Annotated in this window: 10 protein-coding genes; 4 read left to right on the top strand and 6 right to left on the bottom strand. The window is 69.6% G+C overall.

What is annotated here, in order from left to right; genetic code table 11:
• The first annotated feature begins 20 nt into the window (after positions 1-20).
• A complete protein-coding gene (locus ABD188_RS15810) occupies positions 21-1,349 on the top strand; it encodes a M20/M25/M40 family metallo-hydrolase (protein WP_344064388.1) in 1,329 nt (442 codons plus the stop codon).
• On the opposite strand, the gene ABD188_RS15805 is transcribed toward ABD188_RS15810, so the two are convergent.
• The 3 genes from ABD188_RS15805 to ABD188_RS15795 form a co-directional block, all read right to left on the bottom strand.
• On the bottom strand, positions 1,322-2,674 hold the full coding sequence (locus ABD188_RS15805; protein ID WP_344064385.1) for an O-acetylhomoserine aminocarboxypropyltransferase/cysteine synthase family protein: 1,353 nt from the start codon (positions 2,672-2,674) through the stop codon (positions 1,322-1,324). The two genes, ABD188_RS15810 and ABD188_RS15805, sit on opposite strands and share 28 nt — an antisense overlap.
• 82 nt (positions 2,675-2,756) lie before the next feature.
• Positions 2,757-3,698, bottom strand: coding sequence for a quinone oxidoreductase family protein (locus ABD188_RS15800; RefSeq protein ID WP_344064382.1), 942 nt, complete (start codon positions 3,696-3,698; stop codon positions 2,757-2,759).
• A 29-nt stretch (positions 3,699-3,727) separates the two neighbouring features.
• Positions 3,728-7,861: a DUF3418 domain-containing protein gene (locus ABD188_RS15795; RefSeq protein ID WP_344064379.1), complete on the bottom strand. Its 4,134-nt coding sequence runs from the start codon at positions 7,859-7,861 to the stop codon at positions 3,728-3,730.
• A 60-nt stretch (positions 7,862-7,921) separates the two neighbouring features.
• On the opposite strand from ABD188_RS15795, the gene ABD188_RS15790 reads away from it, so the two are divergent.
• On the top strand, positions 7,922-8,761 hold the full coding sequence (locus ABD188_RS15790) for an aldo/keto reductase (RefSeq protein ID WP_344064377.1): 840 nt from the start codon (positions 7,922-7,924) through the stop codon (positions 8,759-8,761).
• Positions 8,762-8,773: 12 nt separating this feature from the next.
• On the opposite strand, the gene ABD188_RS15785 is transcribed toward ABD188_RS15790, so the two are convergent.
• Entirely contained in the window at positions 8,774-10,636 is a 1,863-nt protein-coding gene (locus ABD188_RS15785; protein WP_344064374.1) for a glycoside hydrolase family 15 protein, read from the bottom strand.
• Positions 10,633-12,093 carry a glucose-6-phosphate dehydrogenase gene (zwf, locus tag ABD188_RS15780; RefSeq protein WP_344064371.1) on the bottom strand — a complete coding sequence of 487 codons (1,461 nt, stop codon included), beginning with the start codon at positions 12,091-12,093 and terminating at the stop codon, positions 10,633-10,635. The genes ABD188_RS15785 and zwf overlap by 4 nt, the downstream gene beginning before the upstream one ends.
• Before the next feature lie 97 nt (positions 12,094-12,190).
• Here zwf and ABD188_RS15775 point away from each other — a divergent pair, with 97 nt between their 5' ends.
• A complete protein-coding gene (locus tag ABD188_RS15775; protein ID WP_344064368.1) occupies positions 12,191-14,029 on the top strand; it encodes a thioredoxin domain-containing protein in 1,839 nt (612 codons plus the stop codon).
• A 4-nt stretch (positions 14,030-14,033) separates the two neighbouring features.
• On the opposite strand, the gene ABD188_RS15770 is transcribed toward ABD188_RS15775, so the two are convergent.
• Positions 14,034-15,665 carry a dolichyl-phosphate-mannose--protein mannosyltransferase gene (locus ABD188_RS15770; RefSeq protein ID WP_344064365.1) on the bottom strand — a complete coding sequence of 544 codons (1,632 nt, stop codon included), beginning with the start codon at positions 15,663-15,665 and terminating at the stop codon, positions 14,034-14,036.
• 23 nt (positions 15,666-15,688) lie between these two features.
• Between ABD188_RS15770 and rsmI the strand changes: the two genes are divergently transcribed.
• Entirely contained in the window at positions 15,689-16,507 is an 819-nt protein-coding gene (gene rsmI / locus ABD188_RS15765; protein WP_344064362.1) for a 16S rRNA (cytidine(1402)-2'-O)-methyltransferase, read from the top strand.
• The last annotated feature ends 101 nt before the right edge of the window (positions 16,508-16,608 follow it).

Below are 16,608 nucleotides of genomic sequence, written 5' to 3'. Positions count from 1 at the left end.
TGTGCGCCTAGGCTCGACGCGTGACCGCCGCCGTCGAACGCTTTCGCGAACTGCTGCGCATCCCCACCGTGTCGCACACCGACGAGTCCGCGGTGGACTGGTCCCGGTTCGACGAATTCCGCGCGGCCATCGAGCGCCTCTATCCCGCCATGCATGAGCGGCTCGGGTTCGACGTCGTCGACGGGCATTCGCTGCTGTACCGCTGGCCGGGCTCCGTGCCGGGCGAGCCGCTCGTGCTCATGGCGCACATCGACGTGGTGCCCGTCGTCGACGACGAGTGGCGGCATCCGCCGTTCGCAGCCGAGATCGTGGGCGATGGGCCGGATGCCGCCATCCACGCGCGCGGCGCGATCGACGACAAAGGCTCTCTCGTGGCGATCCTCGAAGCCGTCGACGCCCTCGTCACTGGGGACTTCACCCCCGAGCGCGACGTCTACTTGGCGTTCGGGCACAACGAGGAGACCGCGGGCGGGGGAGCGCAGGCGATCGCGGCGCTCCTGGCCGAGCGCGGCATCCGCCCGGCGCTCGTCCTCGACGAAGGCGGCGCGGTGGTCGAGGGCGCGATCCCCGGGGTCGCGGTGCCGACCGCCATGGTGGGCGTTGCAGAGCGCGGCGTGATGACGCTCGTCATGTCGGCGCACGAAGGCGGCGGGCATGCCTCGACGCCGTCGGCGTTCCCGGCGACGGCGCGCCTGGCGCGGGCGATCCACCGGCTTCACCGGCATCCGTTTCCGGTGCGCCTGTCACCGCCGGTCCGCGCCATGCTCGCGACCGTTGCCCCGCGGGCCCCGCAGCCGCTGCGGACGGTCTTTCAGAGCCTCCGCCTCACAGGGCCGCTCGTCGCCCGCGTGCTGGCGCGGCTCGGCCCGGAGACGAATGCGATCGTCCGCACCACGGCGGTGGCGACCGAGTTGAGCGGTGCACCGGGCGAGAACGTCCTCGCCACGACGGCGCGCGCCGCGGTCAACATCCGGCTGCTCACCGGCGACTCGATCGCCGGGGCGGTCGAGCACGTGCGCCGCATCATCGCCGATCCAGCGGTGCAGCTGGAGGTGCGACACGCGTCGGAGCCGTCGCCGGTGTCACCGTGGAAGGGGGAGGCATGGCGTCGGCTCGCCACCGCGGTCACGACATCGCTCGGGGCCGACGTCGTGACGACTCCGTATCTGCAGCTCGGGGCGAGCGACAGCCGCTGGTTCACGACGGTGAGCGAGCACGTCTATCGCTTCACGCCGTTCCACCTCACGAGGTCGGAGCGCGACGCGCTGCACGCCCACGATGAGCGCATCCGCGTCGACGTGTGGCTGCGGGGGATCGAGTTCTACCGCGCGCTGATCGCGTCGAGCTGATCGAGCTCGGGCACGAGCGCCCCGGCGAGGGCGGTCTCGAAGTCGGCCAGGATGTCGCCGAGATCCTCGAGACCGATCGACAGCCGCACCGTTGTCGGGCCGATACCGGCCTGGGCCAGCTGCGTCGGGGTCATATGGCTGTGGGTCATCGAGGCGGGGTGCGCGACGAGGCTGCGTGCGTCGCCGATGTTCGCGACGAGACGAACGACCCGGAGGCGATCGATGAACTCCTCGACGCGCGCGAAGTCCTCGTCATCGTCGCCGGTCGACTGCAGATCGAACGAGAACACCGACCCCGCGCCGCGTGGCAGGTAGGTGAGCGCCAGCTCGTGCCACGGGCTCGACTCCAGACCAGGATGGTGCACGCGCGCGACGGCCGGATGGTGCTCGAGGAAGCGTGCGACTCCGAGCGCGCTCTCAGTGTGGCGCGCGACGCGCAGGTCGAGGGTTTCGAGGCCCTGCAGCAGCTGAAAGGCGTTGAACGCGGAGAGAGACGGACCGAGGTCGTGCACGTACTTGGTCTTGACCAGCGTCACGAACGGCGACCCGGTCTCGCCGAAGCGCTCGACGAGGCTGCCGCCGGGCACGCGGCGGTACGGTCCGGTCAGCTGCGGCCAGCGCTCAGGCTCCGCGGCGAAGTCGAAGGTGCCGAGATCGACGATGACGCCGCCGAGCGACGTGCCGTGTCCGCCGAGGAACTTCGTCGCGGAGTGCACCGCGATGTCGGCGCCGACATCCTTCACGCGCTGCAGGTAGGGAGTCGAGACCGTGCTGTCGATCACGAGCGGCACCCCCGCGCGGTGGGCGATGTCGGACACCGCCCGCACGTCGAGCACCTGGGCGATCGGGTTGGTGATGGACTCCGCGAAGAAGGCCCGCGTCTGCGGTCGCGCCGCGGCGGCCCACGCGTCCAGGTCGTCCTGATCGACGAACGTGACCTCGATGCCCCAATCCGCGAAGGTGTCCTGCAGCAGATCCACGGTGCCGCCGTAGAGCTGACGGGCGGCGACGATGTGCTCGCCCTGCTTTGCGAGCGCCAAGAGGGCGATCGCGACGGCGGCCTGCCCGGATGCGACGGCCGCAGCCGCGATGCCGCCTTCGAGCTCGGCCACGCGGCGCTCGAAGACCAGGACAGTCGGATTCGCGGCGCGGCTGTAGATGTTGCCGTCGCGGCGGAGCGCGAACAGGTCGCGCGCCTCGCTCAGCGAGGCGAACTCGAACGCGTTCGACTGGTGGATGGGGGGCACCGCGGTGTTCTCGGCGACACCGGGCCGGTACCCCGCCTGCACCTGCGTCGTCGCGAAAGAACGCGGGGTCTCGGGCATCCATCCATTGTCGCGGCCAACGGGTCGGCCCACCGAGCCGTATGTCGAACTGTTGCGAATGGCGAGCGTGACGGGCGAACCGCTACGGAATGAGGGCGATCTTGCCGGCGGCGCCGGCCTGCCCCACTCGATGGGCCTCTGCGGCATCCGCGAGGGGGAAGGACGGGCCCAGTTCGACCGAGAACCGCCCCGCCGCCATCAGGGCGAGGGTCACCGGCACCGCCTCGGCGCGCCATGCGAGCTGCTGTGCGGTGAGGGGGACGGGCGATCCGCCTGAGAATGCGCGAATGCCGAGGGATGCGGCATCCCGCCCTCGCACGAGCGTCGCGATGCGATCGCGATCGGCCACGAGGTCGAGCGACGTCTGCAGCGCCTCGTCGGTGCCCGCCAGATCGATCGAGACGCTGATGCCCTGCGGCGCCGCCTCGCGCACCCGGTCCGCCAGACCCTCGCCGTACGCGACCGGGGTCGCGCCCAGCTGGCGGATGCGATCGAACCGCAACTCGGACGATGTCGCGATGACGGTGGCACCCCACAGCACGGCGTACTGGATGACGGTCTGGCCGACGGTGCCCGAGCCGGCGTGCACCAGCAGGGTGTCGCCTGTGCCGACGCCGAGCGAGCGCAGAGTCTGGTAGGCGGTCCCGGCGGGGATGCCGAGCGCGGCACCCTCGGCGGCACTCACTTGCGGGGGCCGAGGAGTGACGCGGGACGCCGCGACGACGACGTCGGATGCGTAGGCACCAGAGGCCCCGAAGAAGACGACGGTCTGGCCAGGGCGGAAGCCGTCCACGCCTTCGCCGACGGCCGTGATGACGCCGGCGCCGTCACCGCCGATACGGCGCGGCTCGGCGATCGGGTCGGACGGTCGGAAGCCCGCACGGATCTTCCACTCGATCGGATTCACCCCTGCCGCCTCGACGTGGATCGCAACCTCGCCCTCGCCAGGGATCGGGTCGGGGATCTCGATGGGATGCAGGACCTCGGGTCCGCCGAACTCGGTGTACACGATTGCGCTCGCCATGGCAGGGCCAACACAGCGGCTGGATGCGGCTATTCCCGCAACGCCTTCTGGATCCGCTGCGGAGACACCGGCTCGGCCGTGCCGAGCTGCTGCGCGAACAGGCTCACGCGGTACTCCTCGAGCAGCCACCGTGCGTGTGCCAGCGCGGGCGACGCGTCCTCGGGCAGCGGCACGGTGCCGCCCGCCTCGGTGTACAGCGTCGCGACTCGCTCGAACTCCGACATCCGCTGCCGGTCACGGCCGGCGTTGTCGCCGAGCACGCGCACCCGTTCCAGAGCGCCCTGCAGGTAGCGGTGCAGGTGCGGCAACCGCGCGATCCCGGTCCGCGACACGAATCCTGAGAAGACCAGGCCGGCGACCTGGCCCTTCACGTCGTTCAGCGCGCCGAGCAGCGTGAGCGAGTTCTGCGCGCGAAGGGCGCGATCCACTTCGCGCGCGGCGGTGAGGATGCGCGCGGTCAGCGACACCGCCTGGAAGAGCTCGTCGACGACAACCGCCGACAGCGCGTCGCGGGCGGCATCGAATGCAGCACGGGTGCGGATGACGCCGCCCGGGGCGTGCGTCAGCGAGCGGGGGGTTTGGGGCGGAGCCCCATTGAGGGCGTGCGTCAGCGAGCCGGGGGTTTGGGGCGGAGCCCCGTTCAGCCCAGTGCGCGCGATGACGGCATCCGCCACCGCCACGCGGCAGTCCTCGACGAGGGCCTTCGCGGACGGATAGGGGGATGCCGCGAGCGCGAGCTTCTCGTTCGCGGTGAGGTGGTCGAGCACATAGGCCGACGGCGAGGGGACCGAGAGGAGCAGGAGCCGCCGCGCGCCCGCCTTCGTGGCGGATGCCGCCGCTTCGGGCGTGGACTCGATCCGCAGCGCGACCGTCGCGCCCTCGTCGACGAGTGCCGGGTAGCCGCGCACGACTCCACCGGCGACGCGCGTGTCGACGACCTCGGGCAGTTCGCCGAACGACCACTCGGTGAGGCCCGAGCGTTCCGCGAACCCGGAATCCGCATGTGCGCGCGGTGTGGGACGTTTCGTCTCGCTTTGCTTGCTCAAGGACCGAGGGGACTCGGGGGATGGGGGCGAGTCCGCTCTCGCGAGCGACTTTGCGACTGAGTCGCGGGCGCGCCCGGCGAGCCGGCTCTGCAGGGCGCCGAGATCGCGATCCGTTCCCACCGGCCGGCCGCGCTCGTCGACCGCCCGGAACGAGATGCGCAGATGGCCCGGCACCCGCTCGAGGTCGAAGTCGGCGGCGGTCACCGGTTGATTCGCGACGCGCTGGATGCGAGTCGCGAGCGCGTCCAGAAGTCGCGTCGGCGGCACCCCGTCGTGCGATTCGGGGCCTTGGCCGGCGAGCTCGTCGGAGAACTTCGCCGCCCAGTCCGCCGCGGGCACGACGTTGCGGCGAATCGGCTTGGGGAGCGACCGCAGCAGCGCCGCGATGAGTTCGTCGCGCATCCCCGGCACCTGCCAGTCGAATCCCTCCGGGCGCAGCTGCGCGAGCAGCGCGAGCGGCACGATCGCCGTCACCCCGTCGTCGGATGCACCGGGCTCGAAACGATAGGCGAGGGAGAGCACCTGATCGGACTGATGCCAACGCGCCGGGAAGTCCCGTTCGTCACCGCGCGACGCCTCGTCGACCAGGTCGGCTTCGGTCATGTCGAGCAGCCGCGGCGTGCGGGTGGCCGCATCCTGCCACCATGTCTCGAACGAGCGCGCGTCGAAGACGTCGCGCGGGATGCGAGCGTCGTAGAACCGGAAGACGGCCTCATCGCCGACAAGGATGTCGCGGCGACGCTCGCGCTCCTCGATCTTCTCGAGTCGGCGACGCAGCTCGAGATTGCGTCGCTCGAACGCGGTGAGGCGCTTGTCGAGGTGCGTCACATCCCAGTCGCCCTCCACGAGAGCGTGTCGCACGAACAGCTCACGTGCGAACGGTCGGTCGAAGCGGGCCAGCTGCACGCGCCGGCGCGGGATGATCTCGACGCCGAACAGGGTCACCTTCTGGTAGGCGGATGCGGCCCCCGCCGCCTTGGACCAGTGCGGCTCGCTCAGCTGGCGCTTCGCGAGATCGCCCGCGAGATCCTCGGCCCACGCCGGGTCGATCGAGGCGACGGTCCGGGCGAACAGCCTCGAGGTCTCGACCAGTTCTGCGGCCATGACCGCCGATGGGCGCTTCTTGCGCAGCCCCGAGCCAGGGAAGATCGCGAATCGCGTGCCGCGTGCTCCCATGTAGTCGTTGCCGCGGGGGTCGGGGCGGCGTTTCGCGTCACCGCCCGCCCCCTGGCGCTTGTGCTGCGGCGCGGTTCGTTCATCGAGGATGCCGATGTGCGACAGCAGGCCGGACAGAATGGCGCGGTGGATCTGGTCGGCCGCGTCGCCCGGCGCCGCGGCGGAAGGAATCCGTTCCGCAGTGCGTCGCGGCGCTCCGACGAGCGCGCCCAGCTGCCGGTGGACATCGGCCCATTCCCTCACCCGCACGTAGTTGAGGTGCTCGGCACGGCACAGTCGTCGGAAGGCACTCGAGCCGAGCGCGGCCTGCTGCTCTTGCAGGTGGTTCCACAGGTTGAGCAGGCTGAGGAAGTCGCTTGTCGGATCCGTGAAGCGGGCGTGCATGCGGTCGGCCTCTTCGCGGCGTTCCTCGGGGCGCTCGCGGACGTCCTGGATGGACAGGCCGGCCACGATCGCGAGCACATCGGGCAGAACGCCGACCCGCTTCGCCTCGATGAGGATCCGGGCGAAGCGCGGGTCGATCGGCAGACGCGCGATCTCACGACCCAGATCCGTCAGCGAGGTCGAGGTCGAGGTCGAGTCGGTGTCGCGTTTCGTCTCGTCAGATCGCGGTTCCTGCGCCCGTCGAAGGGCGCTCACCGACCGACCTCCGGTCGCTGAGCCTGTCGAAAGGCGCACTGCGCCCAGTTCGACGAGCAGCTCGAGCGCCGCCTTCACCCCTCGTGAATCGGGGGGAGTGAGGAACGGAAACGCCGAGATGTCGCCGAAGCCGAGCGAGAGCATCTGCAGGATGACCGAAGCCAGGCTGGTGCGAAGGATCTCGGGCTCGGTGAACTCGTCGCGGGTCGCGAAGTCTTCTTCCGCGTACAGGCGGATCGCTATCCCCGGCGCGGTTCGTCCGGCGCGACCTGAGCGCTGCTGCGCCGATGCTTGCGAGATCGCCTCGATGGGCAGCTGCTGGATCTTCGTCCGGTTGCTGTAGCGCGAGATGCGCGCGCTGCCGGTGTCGACCACGTAACGGATGCCGGGAACGGTCAGGCTCGTCTCCGCGACGTTGGTGGCGAGGATGACGCGCCGGCGTACGCCGGGGATGCTCGACCGTTCGAAGACACGGTGCTGCTCGGCCGAGCTCAGCCGGCCGTACAGCGGGAGGACCTCGGTAGGGGCTGCATCCTTCGCGTACATTCCCCGAACGGCATCTGCCGCATCCCGGATCTCGGCTTCGCCCGGGAGGAAGACCAGCACGTCGCCCGCCGGCTCGCGGTCGAGCTCGCGGAGGGCCGCGACGATCCCGTCCACGTCGTCGCCGTCGGCGGGGGTGGTCGAGGACTCCGTCGGGGGGCGGTAGCGGATCTCCACCGGGTACGTGCGTCCGGAGACCTCGATGATCGGCGCAGGTCCACCTGCGGCATCCGAGAAGTGCTTCGCGAAGCTCTCGGGATCGATCGTCGCGCTCGTGACGATCACCCTGAGATCAGGCCGTTTCGGCAGGATGCGGCGGAGGTACCCGATCAAGAAGTCCACGTTCAGTGACCGCTCGTGCGCCTCGTCCACGATGATCGTGTCATAGCGACGCAGAAGGCGGTCGCGGTGGATCTCGTTGAGCAGGATACCGTCCGTCATGAGCGCGACACGCGTGTCTTCCGACACCTTGTCGGTGAAGCGCACCTTGTATCCGACGGTCGACCCGAGTGGCACCTGCATCTCTTCGGCGATGCGCTCGGCGATGGTACGCGCGGCGATCCGGCGCGGCTGGGTGTGGGCGATGCGGGTGCGGCCGAGTTCGAGGCAGATCTTCGGCAGCTGCGTAGTCTTGCCCGACCCGGTCGCTCCGGCCACGATGACGACCTGGTTGTCGCGGATGGCGTGCGCGATCTCGTCGCGCGCTGCGCTGACGGGCAGCTCCGGCGGATAGACGATGACGGGTTCGGGCGCAGGCATAGCGTTCGATCGTAACTCTTCCGGGTCCTGCCGATTCCGTACCCTCCTAGGCTTGGTGCCATGGCATCCATCCCCCAGATCCTTCTCAACGACGGTCACAGCATTCCGCAGCTCGGCTACGGCGTCTTCAAGGTTCCGCCGGCAGACACCGAGCGGGCGGTCGCCGAAGCTCTCGAGGTCGGCTACCGGCACATCGACACGGCGGCGATCTACGGCAACGAAGAGGGTGTGGGCGCGGCCATCGCCGTGAGCGGCATCCCGCGTGATGAGCTCTTCGTCACCACGAAGCTCTGGAACACCCGGCACGACGGTGACCAGCCGCACGAGGCCATCGCCGAGAGCCTTGCCAAGCTGGGTCTTTCACAGGTCGACCTCTACCTCGTGCACTGGCCGACCCCCGCCGCCGACAACTACGTGCACGCGTGGCAGAAGCTGATCGAGATCCGGGATGCCGGACTCGCGCGCAGCATCGGCGTCTCGAACCATCTGGTGCCGCACCTGGAGCGCATCGTCGCCGAGACCGGCGTCGTTCCCGCCGTCGACCAGATCGAGCTCCACCCCGCTCACCAGCAACGGGATGTCACCGACTGGGCCGCTGCCCACGACGTGAAGATCGAGGCATGGGGTCCGCTCGGTCAGGGCAAGTACGACCTGTTCGGCACCTCCCCGGTCGCTGACGCCGCGCGGGCGCACGGCAAGACGCCCGCCCAGGCGGTGCTTCGCTGGCATCTGCAGAAGGGCTTCATCGTCTTCCCGAAGTCGGTGCGGCGCGAACGGCTCGCAGAGAACCTCGACGTGTTCGACTTCGAGCTCAGCGATGCCGAGGTGGCGGCGATCGATGGCATCGACCCGGGGGACGGTATGGGACGTGTGAGCGCCCACCCCGACGAGGTGAACTGAACTGCCAAAGGGCTACAGCGACAGCTCGTCGAGGCGGTCGGCGAGGATGATCCGGGCCGCGGCCTCGATGAGTGCGAGGTGGGAGAAGGCCTGCGGGAAGTTCCCGAGGTGTCGTGCACGGTCTACCTCGAACTCCTCGGCGTACAGGCCCAGCGGCGACGCGATCCGCAGCAGCCTCTCCAGCAGATCGGTTGCCTGCTGGCGTTCGCCGACGATCGACAGCGCTGAGACGAGCCAGAAGGAGCAGATCAGGAATGTTCCCTCTTTGCCGGACAGTCCGTCGTCGGTCTCGCCGGTGACGTAGCGCAGCACGAAGCCGTGCTCGGTGAGTTCGGAGCCGATGGCGTCGACGGTGTTCTTCATGCGTTCGTCGGTGCCGGGGAGGAAGCCGAAGATCGCCGAGAGCAGCGTGGAGGCGTCCAGTGCGTCGGTGTCGTAGTGCTGGCGGAACACGCCGCGCTTGCTGACGCCGTGCTCGAGGATGTCGGCGCGGATCTCTTCGGCTGCGTCGGCCCAGGTCTTCTCGAGCTCGGGGTCGTCGCGGATGGCGGCGAGTTTGGCAGCGCGATCGAGCGCGACCCAGCCCATGAGCTTGGACGACACGTAGTGCTGCGGCGCTCCGCGTGCCTCCCAGATGCCCTGGTCGGGCTCACGCCAGGACGCCAGCGCGCCTTCGGCCTGGGATTTCACCAGAGGCCAGAGTCGGCGGGGCAGGTGCTCGCTGCGCCGGGTGTGCAGCAGCAGCGAGTCCAGGACGGCGCCGTAGACGTCGTTCTGGCGCTGGTCGTATGCGCCGTTGCCGAGCCGGACGGGCTTCGCGCCCTCGTAGCCGGATAGTTCGTCGCGGGTCGTCTCGGTGAGGTCGCGTCTGCCGTCGATGCCGTACATGATCTGCAGGCCGCCGTCCTCATTCGGCTCCAGGTCGGCGACGAACTGCATGAACTCGTCGGCTTCCCAGTCCAGGTTGAGGAAATGCAGCGCCTGGAGCGTGAACGTGGTGTCGCGCATCCAGGTGTAGCGGTAGTCCCAGTTGCGCTCTCCGCCGGGGGTCTCCGGCAGCGAGGTGGTCAGCGCTGCCACGGTGGCGCCGGTCGGCATGTAGGTCAGGCCCTTGATGGTGAGCGCCGATCTCTCCAGCGGGTGTCGGAGCGCGTGGTCGGGGATGCGCGCGCGGGAGAGCCACCGCCGCCAGAAGTCCACGGTTCGCGCGATCCGCTCGGCGGCGTCGTCGACGTCAGCAGGCGAGGCGAACTCCTCGGCCCATGAGAGAGCGCAGAACGCTTTCTGGCCCTTCGAGATCGTGTGACGCGCTCGCGCCGAACTGCCCTCGATCCCGATCGAGAGGTCGCTGCTCAGTCGGAACGTCTGGCCGGCGCCCGTGGCATCGGCGGCGTGGCGGTCGTCATCGACGAGGGACCACGTGGCCGGCTCGCGCCCGTAGTCGAACGCGGGCTCGCAGACGAGTTCGACCTCGACCGACCCTTCGAGACATTCCACGAGTCGCACGAGGACGTGCTCGGCGTCATCGTCCGCCGGTGGCCTGGTGTGCGGGGTCACGTGGTCGGCCCCGTTGCTCGGCCCCACCGTGAGGGCATCGTGCACCACGAGCCACCCGCTGGGCGTGTGCCACGTCGTGGTGAGCACGTTCGTGCCCGGTACGTACGTGCGCTGGGTGGGGACGTTGATGCCGTAGGGGCCGAAGCGGAACGATCCCGCGCCGCGGTCGAGCAGATTGCCGAACGCGCTCGGCGAGTCGAAGGCGGGCACGCACAGCCAGTCCACCGATCCGTCAGGTGCGATCAGGGCCCCGGTGTGGCAGTTCGAGAGGAACGCATAGTCGGCGATCGGCGGGAACGGCGACGCCGGCAGGCTCATGTCGTCGCCTCCGCAACGGGCGCCACGATCCACGGGCCCTGCCATCCGCCGTGGTCCGCGACCAGCGTCGTTCCGGCGTCGGGACCCCACGAACCGGGTGCATAAGGGTGCACCGGCGGGGGGCTGTCGATCAGCGGCTGCATGATCCGCCAGTTCTCGTTCACGACGTCCTGCCGCTTGAAGCGGCCGGAGTCCCCGACGAGCGCCGCGTGCAGCAGCACCTCGTACGGCGTGGGGCCCTCGCCGCCCTCGTCGGCGAATTCGGCATCGAGCGTGATCGCGCCCGGGCCTTCCTGATCGGCGCGGTGGGCGTCGACGATCAGGCGAGCGCCGGTCGCGGGGTCGAGCTTGATCACGAACTCGTCGCGCGCCGGCTGCCGGTTCTCACCGGCGCCGAGCCCGAGGTGCAGCAGCGGCGGTTCCTTGAAGACGACTCGCACTTCGGTCTGCGTGACGGCCAGCAGCTTGCCCGTCCTGATGTAGAACGGCACGCCCGCCCAGCGCGCGTTGTCGATCTCGAGCCGCAGCGCGGCATAGGTCTCGGTGGTGGAGTCGGGGTCAACGCCCGTGACGTCGAGGTAGCCGTCGTGCTGGCCACGGACGTAATGCGCAGGATCGGCAGCCTTGACGGCACGAAACAGCTCGACCGCCGCGTCGTGCAGCGCCTCGGAGCCCGTCGCTGAAGGCGGCTCCATCGCGGTGGCCGCCACCACCTGCATGAGATGGTTCACCACCACGTCGCGGAGCGCCCCCACCGGGTCGTAGAAATGACCGCGATCCTCGACCCCGAAAGCCTCGGCCATGGTGACCTGCACGCACTCCACGTGGGCGCTGCTCCAGAGCGGCTCGAGGATCGTGTTGGCGAACCGCAGGTAGAGGATCTCCTCGTAGCCCATCTTCCCCATGTAGTGGTCGATCCGGTACAGCTGCGCCTCATCGACCGACTCGTGCAGCTCGGCCGCGAGAGCCTTCGCGGATTCGACATCGTGGCCGAACGGCTTTTCGACGACGACCCGTGCATCGGTGGTCAATCCGGCTTCTGCCAGGCCCTTGACGACTCGGCCGAAGAGGAACGGCGGAATCTCCAGGTAGAACACCGGATGCTGCGCGAAGCTGATCGCGTCGCCCACACGCTGGTAGGTCGCCGCATCGCCGAAATCGCCCTGCACGTAGGAGAGTCGCGCGGCGAACCGGGGGAAGACGTCCTCATCGAATGGTTCGCCGGTGGCGACGATCGAGTCCCGTGCCCGCTGCACCAGATGATCCAGCGTCCAGTCGTCGACGGACACGCCCACGATCGGCACGTCGAGCATCCCTCGCCGTTCCAGCCGGTACAGCGAGCGGAACGTCATCACCCTGGCGAGGTCGCCGGTGATCCCGAAGACCACCAGCACGTCGGCGACCGACGAGAACGGAGCCGGTGTATCGGATGTCGCCGGTGCAGTCGAATCAGCCATCGAAGCCTCCATACTCGGTTTACGACCTGGGGCGCGAACATCAAAGCAAGCTGCGCCGGTGGTCCGCGTCACCCCAGCGGGATGAAAAGAGGATGTCGTGACGAATCGGCTGGCGGCTGCGACGAGTCCCTATCTGCGGCAGCATCAGGACAATCCCGTCGACTGGTGGGCGTGGGGCGCAGACGCGTTTGCGCGCGCCGGGGAGCGAGATGTGCCGGTGATGGTCTCCATCGGCTACTCCACGTGCCACTGGTGTCACGTGATGGCGCGCGAGTCGTTCCAGGATGCCGCGACCGCGGCCGATCTCGATGCCGGGTTCGTCGCCATCAAGGTCGATCGCGAAGAGCATCCCGAAGTCGATTCGGCGTACATGGCAGCGGCGGCCGCGTTCACACCGCACCTCGGCTGGCCGCTGACGGTGTTCGTCACGCCGGAGGGGCGACCGTTCTTCGCGGGCACCTACTTCCCGCCCGAGCCTCGGTCGGGCCTTCCCGCCTTCCGGCAGGTGCTCGCCGCCGTCCGCGAGGCGTGGACCGAGAGACGCGACGAGATCGACGGCACCGCGGACGCCATCGTCTCGGCACTCGCCGAGGCCGGAGCGGCACTCGACGCGGGCGCCACCGCGCCGAAGATCGACGAGCTCGCCCTCGCCGCGGCTGCCGTCGCCGCACGAGAGGATCGCGAGTTCGGCGGCTTCGGCGGGCCGGATCCGGCAGCGCCGAAGTTCCCCGTCGCCACAGCGCTGCGGTTTCTTCAGGCCCGGGCGATCCGGGAGGTGTCGGCCGAGGCATCCGCCGTCGCCGATCGCGCACTCGCGGCGATGGCAGCCTCGGCGCTCCGCGATCCCGTCGAGGGCGGCTTCTTCCGTTATGCGACGCGGCGCGACTGGTCGGTGCCGCATTACGAGCGGATGCTGGCCGACAACGCACAGCTTCTCGACGTGGCGCTGGATGCGGGTCGGACGGACGTGGCGCGCGACGTCGCAGGGTTTCTGCTCGAGGTGCTCCAGCGACCCGGTGGGGGATTCGGTGCGGCGCAGGACTCCGAATCCTGGATCGACGGCGCGCGCAGCGAGGGCGGCTATTACCAACGGGATGCCGCATCCCGTGCCGAACTCGAGCCGCCGTCGGTCGACGGCAAGGTGGTCACGGGCTGGAACGGGCTGGCGATCGGCGCGCTCGCGCGCGCCGGCGCGCGGCTCGACGATCCGACCCTGCTCGAAGCGGCGCGCTGGTCGGCAGAGGCGGTGCTCGAGACGAACGCCGATGCCGACGACAGGCTCGTGCGCGCGTCGCTCGACGAGATCCCCTCGCGAGCACGAGCGACGCTGGCCGACTACGGGCAGCTCGCGGCGGGGCTCACCGCGCTCGCCGTGGCGACCGGGGAGCCGCTCTATGCCGTGCGAGCCCGCGCGCTCGTGGACGCATGTTCCGATGGCTCCGCGCTCGGCGTTCCTGGCGGCGGGGATCCGGTACTGGCAGCACAGGGGGTGGCAGCGCCGGATGCCGCGTCCGACGGGGATGAGCCCTCAGGCGCCTCGGCGCTCGCCGATGCGGCTGCGGCGCTGTGGCTGCTGGGCGCGGGGGACGACTATCGCGCCCTCGCTGAACGGATCGTCGCTGCGCACTCGGCGGAGGCGCTCGCCCAGCCGCTCGCGTATGGTGCTTTGCTGCGCGTCGCTGCGCTGCTGTCGGTGCCGCCGAGACAGATCGTCGTGATCGCCGCCGATGCCTCGCATCCGCTCGCCGTGGCCGCGCGCGGCATCCCGGCAGACGTCGTCGCCGTCGTCGACGCGGGCCAGGCGAAGGCGTGGACGGCGGACGGCTTCTCGCTCTTCGCCGAGAAGTCGATGCGCGGCGGCGCGGCGACGGCCTACGACTGTCAGAACTTCGCCTGCCGGCTGCCGGTCACCGACCCCGAGGACCTCATCCCCTGATCTGTCAGGCCCAGCCCGTCATCCAGATATGCGCGTGCCAGAAGTCGTAAGGCACCGCCATCGCCGAGATCACCGGATACCAGAACACCGACAGCGCGATGGCGACCACGAGGAAGACCCACACCAATCGCTGTCCCGTGAGCCGACGGTACGGATCAGCGTGCCGTGGGCCCGCGATGTCTCGCAGCGCGAACGTGAGAGCGAGCAGCATGAAGGGCAGCGTGAGCACCGTGTAGAACTGGAACACGGTGCGCTCGGGGAAGAACAGCCACGGCACGTAGGTCACCACGACGCCGGTGAGCACGAGCGCGTAGCGCCAGTCGCGGACGATGACGAATCGGTAGGCCAGGTAGAGAACGGCCGCGACGCCCGCGTACCAGATGAGCGGATTCGGCATGCTCGCGATGACCGCCGAGCAGCCGTTGACGCTCTCGCAGCCGTTCTGACCCAGGGCGTCGTGGTGGTAGTACATCCCGGTGGGTCTCAGCAGCAGGGGCCACTGCCAGGCCGGGCTCTTGTAGACGTGATCGCTGACGATCCCGGCAGCCGCGTTGTACATCGTGACGTGGTCGATCCACAGGCTCTGCAGCGGCAGCGGCACCCACGACCAGATACCGGTCGCCGGGGACCCGTCGGCAGCGTGCCGGTCGTAGCCGCCGTCGGTCACGAGCCACCCGGTCCAGGAGGCGAGGTACACGACGAAGGCGACCGGCACGAGCAGCACGAACGTCGCACCCGCCTGCCGCAGCGCATCCGTCGTCCAGACCAGCACGCCTGCCCTGCGGCGGGCGAGAGCGTCTGTCACGACGAGGTAGACGCCGAGTCCGGCGAGCACCCACACCCCCGACCACTTGACGGCGGATGCGGCGCCGAGGGCCGCGCCGGCGGCGACGATCCACGGGCGGTTCCACAGGATGGGGCCCCACAGCGGCGCCTGGTCGCCCTCGTATCGCGCCGCGACCGTCTCGGCGATGCGGGTCATGGTGCGTTCTCGATCCTTGAGGATGAACCAGAACGCGAGGAGCACGAAGAACAGCAGGGGAGTGTCGAGCAGGGCGACGCGGCTCATCGAGATCGCCAGTCCGTCGATCGCCATGAGGAGGCCGACGATGACCGCGAAGGTGGTGGAGCGCGTCATCCGCTTGGCGATGAGCATCAGCACCAGCACGGCCGCCGTGCCCAGCAGCGCCGTCGTGATGCGCCATCCCCAGCCGTTCGTCGGCGTGATCGCCATCATGCCGAGCGAGATGAGCCACTTGCCGAGGGGCGGATGCACGACGAAAGACGGATCGGTCGAGAAGCTGTTCACGTCGCCCGACAGGAAGCGGTCGTTCGCCGTGACATCTCCCTCCGCCTTCCAGGAGCCCTCGTACCCGAGCCTCGAGAGCGTCCATGCGTCTTTCACGTAGTACGTCTCGTCGAACTGGTTCATCAGGTCGTGGGCGTTGCCGAGGTCCCACAGCCGGAGTACCGCCGCGACGAGCACGACGATGGTCGGGCCGAGCCACGAGTACAGTCTCATCGCGCGAGGATCGGACTGCAGACGTGCAGAGAACCGGTCGTAGAGGCTCGGACGCGTCGCCGGCCAGAGCGGTTCGGAGGGCGGTGCAGCCTCCTGCTCAGCGGCGTGGGTCACCCGGTCAAGTCTAGGCTGGGCGCGTGATCATCCTCGCTGCGACCCCCATCGGAAACCTGGGGGACGCTTCGCGGCGGCTCATCGAGGCGCTCGAGAATGCCACGGTCATCGCGGCGGAGGACACCCGCACGACCCAGCGCCTGCTGGCCGCCCTCGGCATCGCGAACCGGCCCCGACTGATCGCGCTGCACGACCACAACGAGAAGGACCGGGCACCCGAGCTGGTCGAGCTCGCACGTGGGCAGGATGTGCTCCTGCTGAGCGATGCCGGTATGCCGACAGTGAGCGATCCGGGGTACGGGGTGGTCGCGGCCGCGGCGGCGGCGGGGGTTGCGGTGACCGCGATTCCCGGACCCAGTGCGGTGCTGACGGCGCTGGCGGTGTCCGGCCTGCCGACCGATCGGTTCACATTCGAGGGGTTCGTCGCGCGCAAGCCGGGAGAGCGGGGTGCCGTGCTTCGAGGCCTCGCCGGCGAGCAGCGCACCATGGTCTTCTTCGAGGCGCCGAGCCGCGTCGCCGTGACGCTGGCCGACATGGCGTCGGCATTCGGTGCGGATCGTCGGGCCGCCGTCTGCCGCGAGCTGACGAAGCTCTACGAGGAGGTCGCGCGAGGCCCTCTCAGCGAGCTTGTCGAGTGGGCGCAGGCGGGGGTGCGGGGCGAGGTCGTGATCGTCGTGGCGGGCGCCGCGCCGCGCGACATCCCGTTCCCCGACGCTGTCACGCAGGTGCTCGAGATCGTCCGATCGGGCACGCGATTGAAGGATGCCGCCGCCGAGGTCTCGGCTCACACCGGTCACTCGAGCCGCGAGCTCTACCAAGCTGCCCTCGCCGTGCGCGGCTGACGCGTCCCGGATGCGTCACGGCGTTTCGTCTCGTCGCTGCGCTCCTCGCTCAACGACCGGGGGTTTCGGTCGTTGAGCGAGCGAAGCGAGACGAAACGCAG

The sequence above is a fragment of the Microbacterium pumilum genome, assembly GCF_039530225.1.
GTDB lineage: Bacteria > Actinomycetota > Actinomycetes > Actinomycetales > Microbacteriaceae > Microbacterium > Microbacterium pumilum.
This window is presented reverse-complemented; position numbering and strand designations above follow the sequence as displayed.

Coding starts and splice junctions, on each gene's coding strand:
- ABD188_RS15805 (WP_344064385.1), bottom strand. CDS start 2,674: ATGCCCGAGACCCCGCGTTCTTTCGCGACGACGCAGGTGCAGGCGGGG.
- ABD188_RS15800 (WP_344064382.1), bottom strand. CDS start 3,698: ATGGCGAGCGCAATCGTGTACACCGAGTTCGGCGGACCCGAGGTCCTG.
- ABD188_RS15795 (WP_344064379.1), bottom strand. CDS start 7,861: ATGCCTGCGCCCGAACCCGTCATCGTCTATCCGCCGGAGCTGCCCGTC.
- ABD188_RS15790 (WP_344064377.1), top strand. CDS start 7,922: ATGGCATCCATCCCCCAGATCCTTCTCAACGACGGTCACAGCATTCCG.
- ABD188_RS15785 (WP_344064374.1), bottom strand. CDS start 10,636: ATGAGCCTGCCGGCGTCGCCGTTCCCGCCGATCGCCGACTATGCGTTC.
- zwf (WP_344064371.1), bottom strand. CDS start 12,093: ATGGCTGATTCGACTGCACCGGCGACATCCGATACACCGGCTCCGTTC.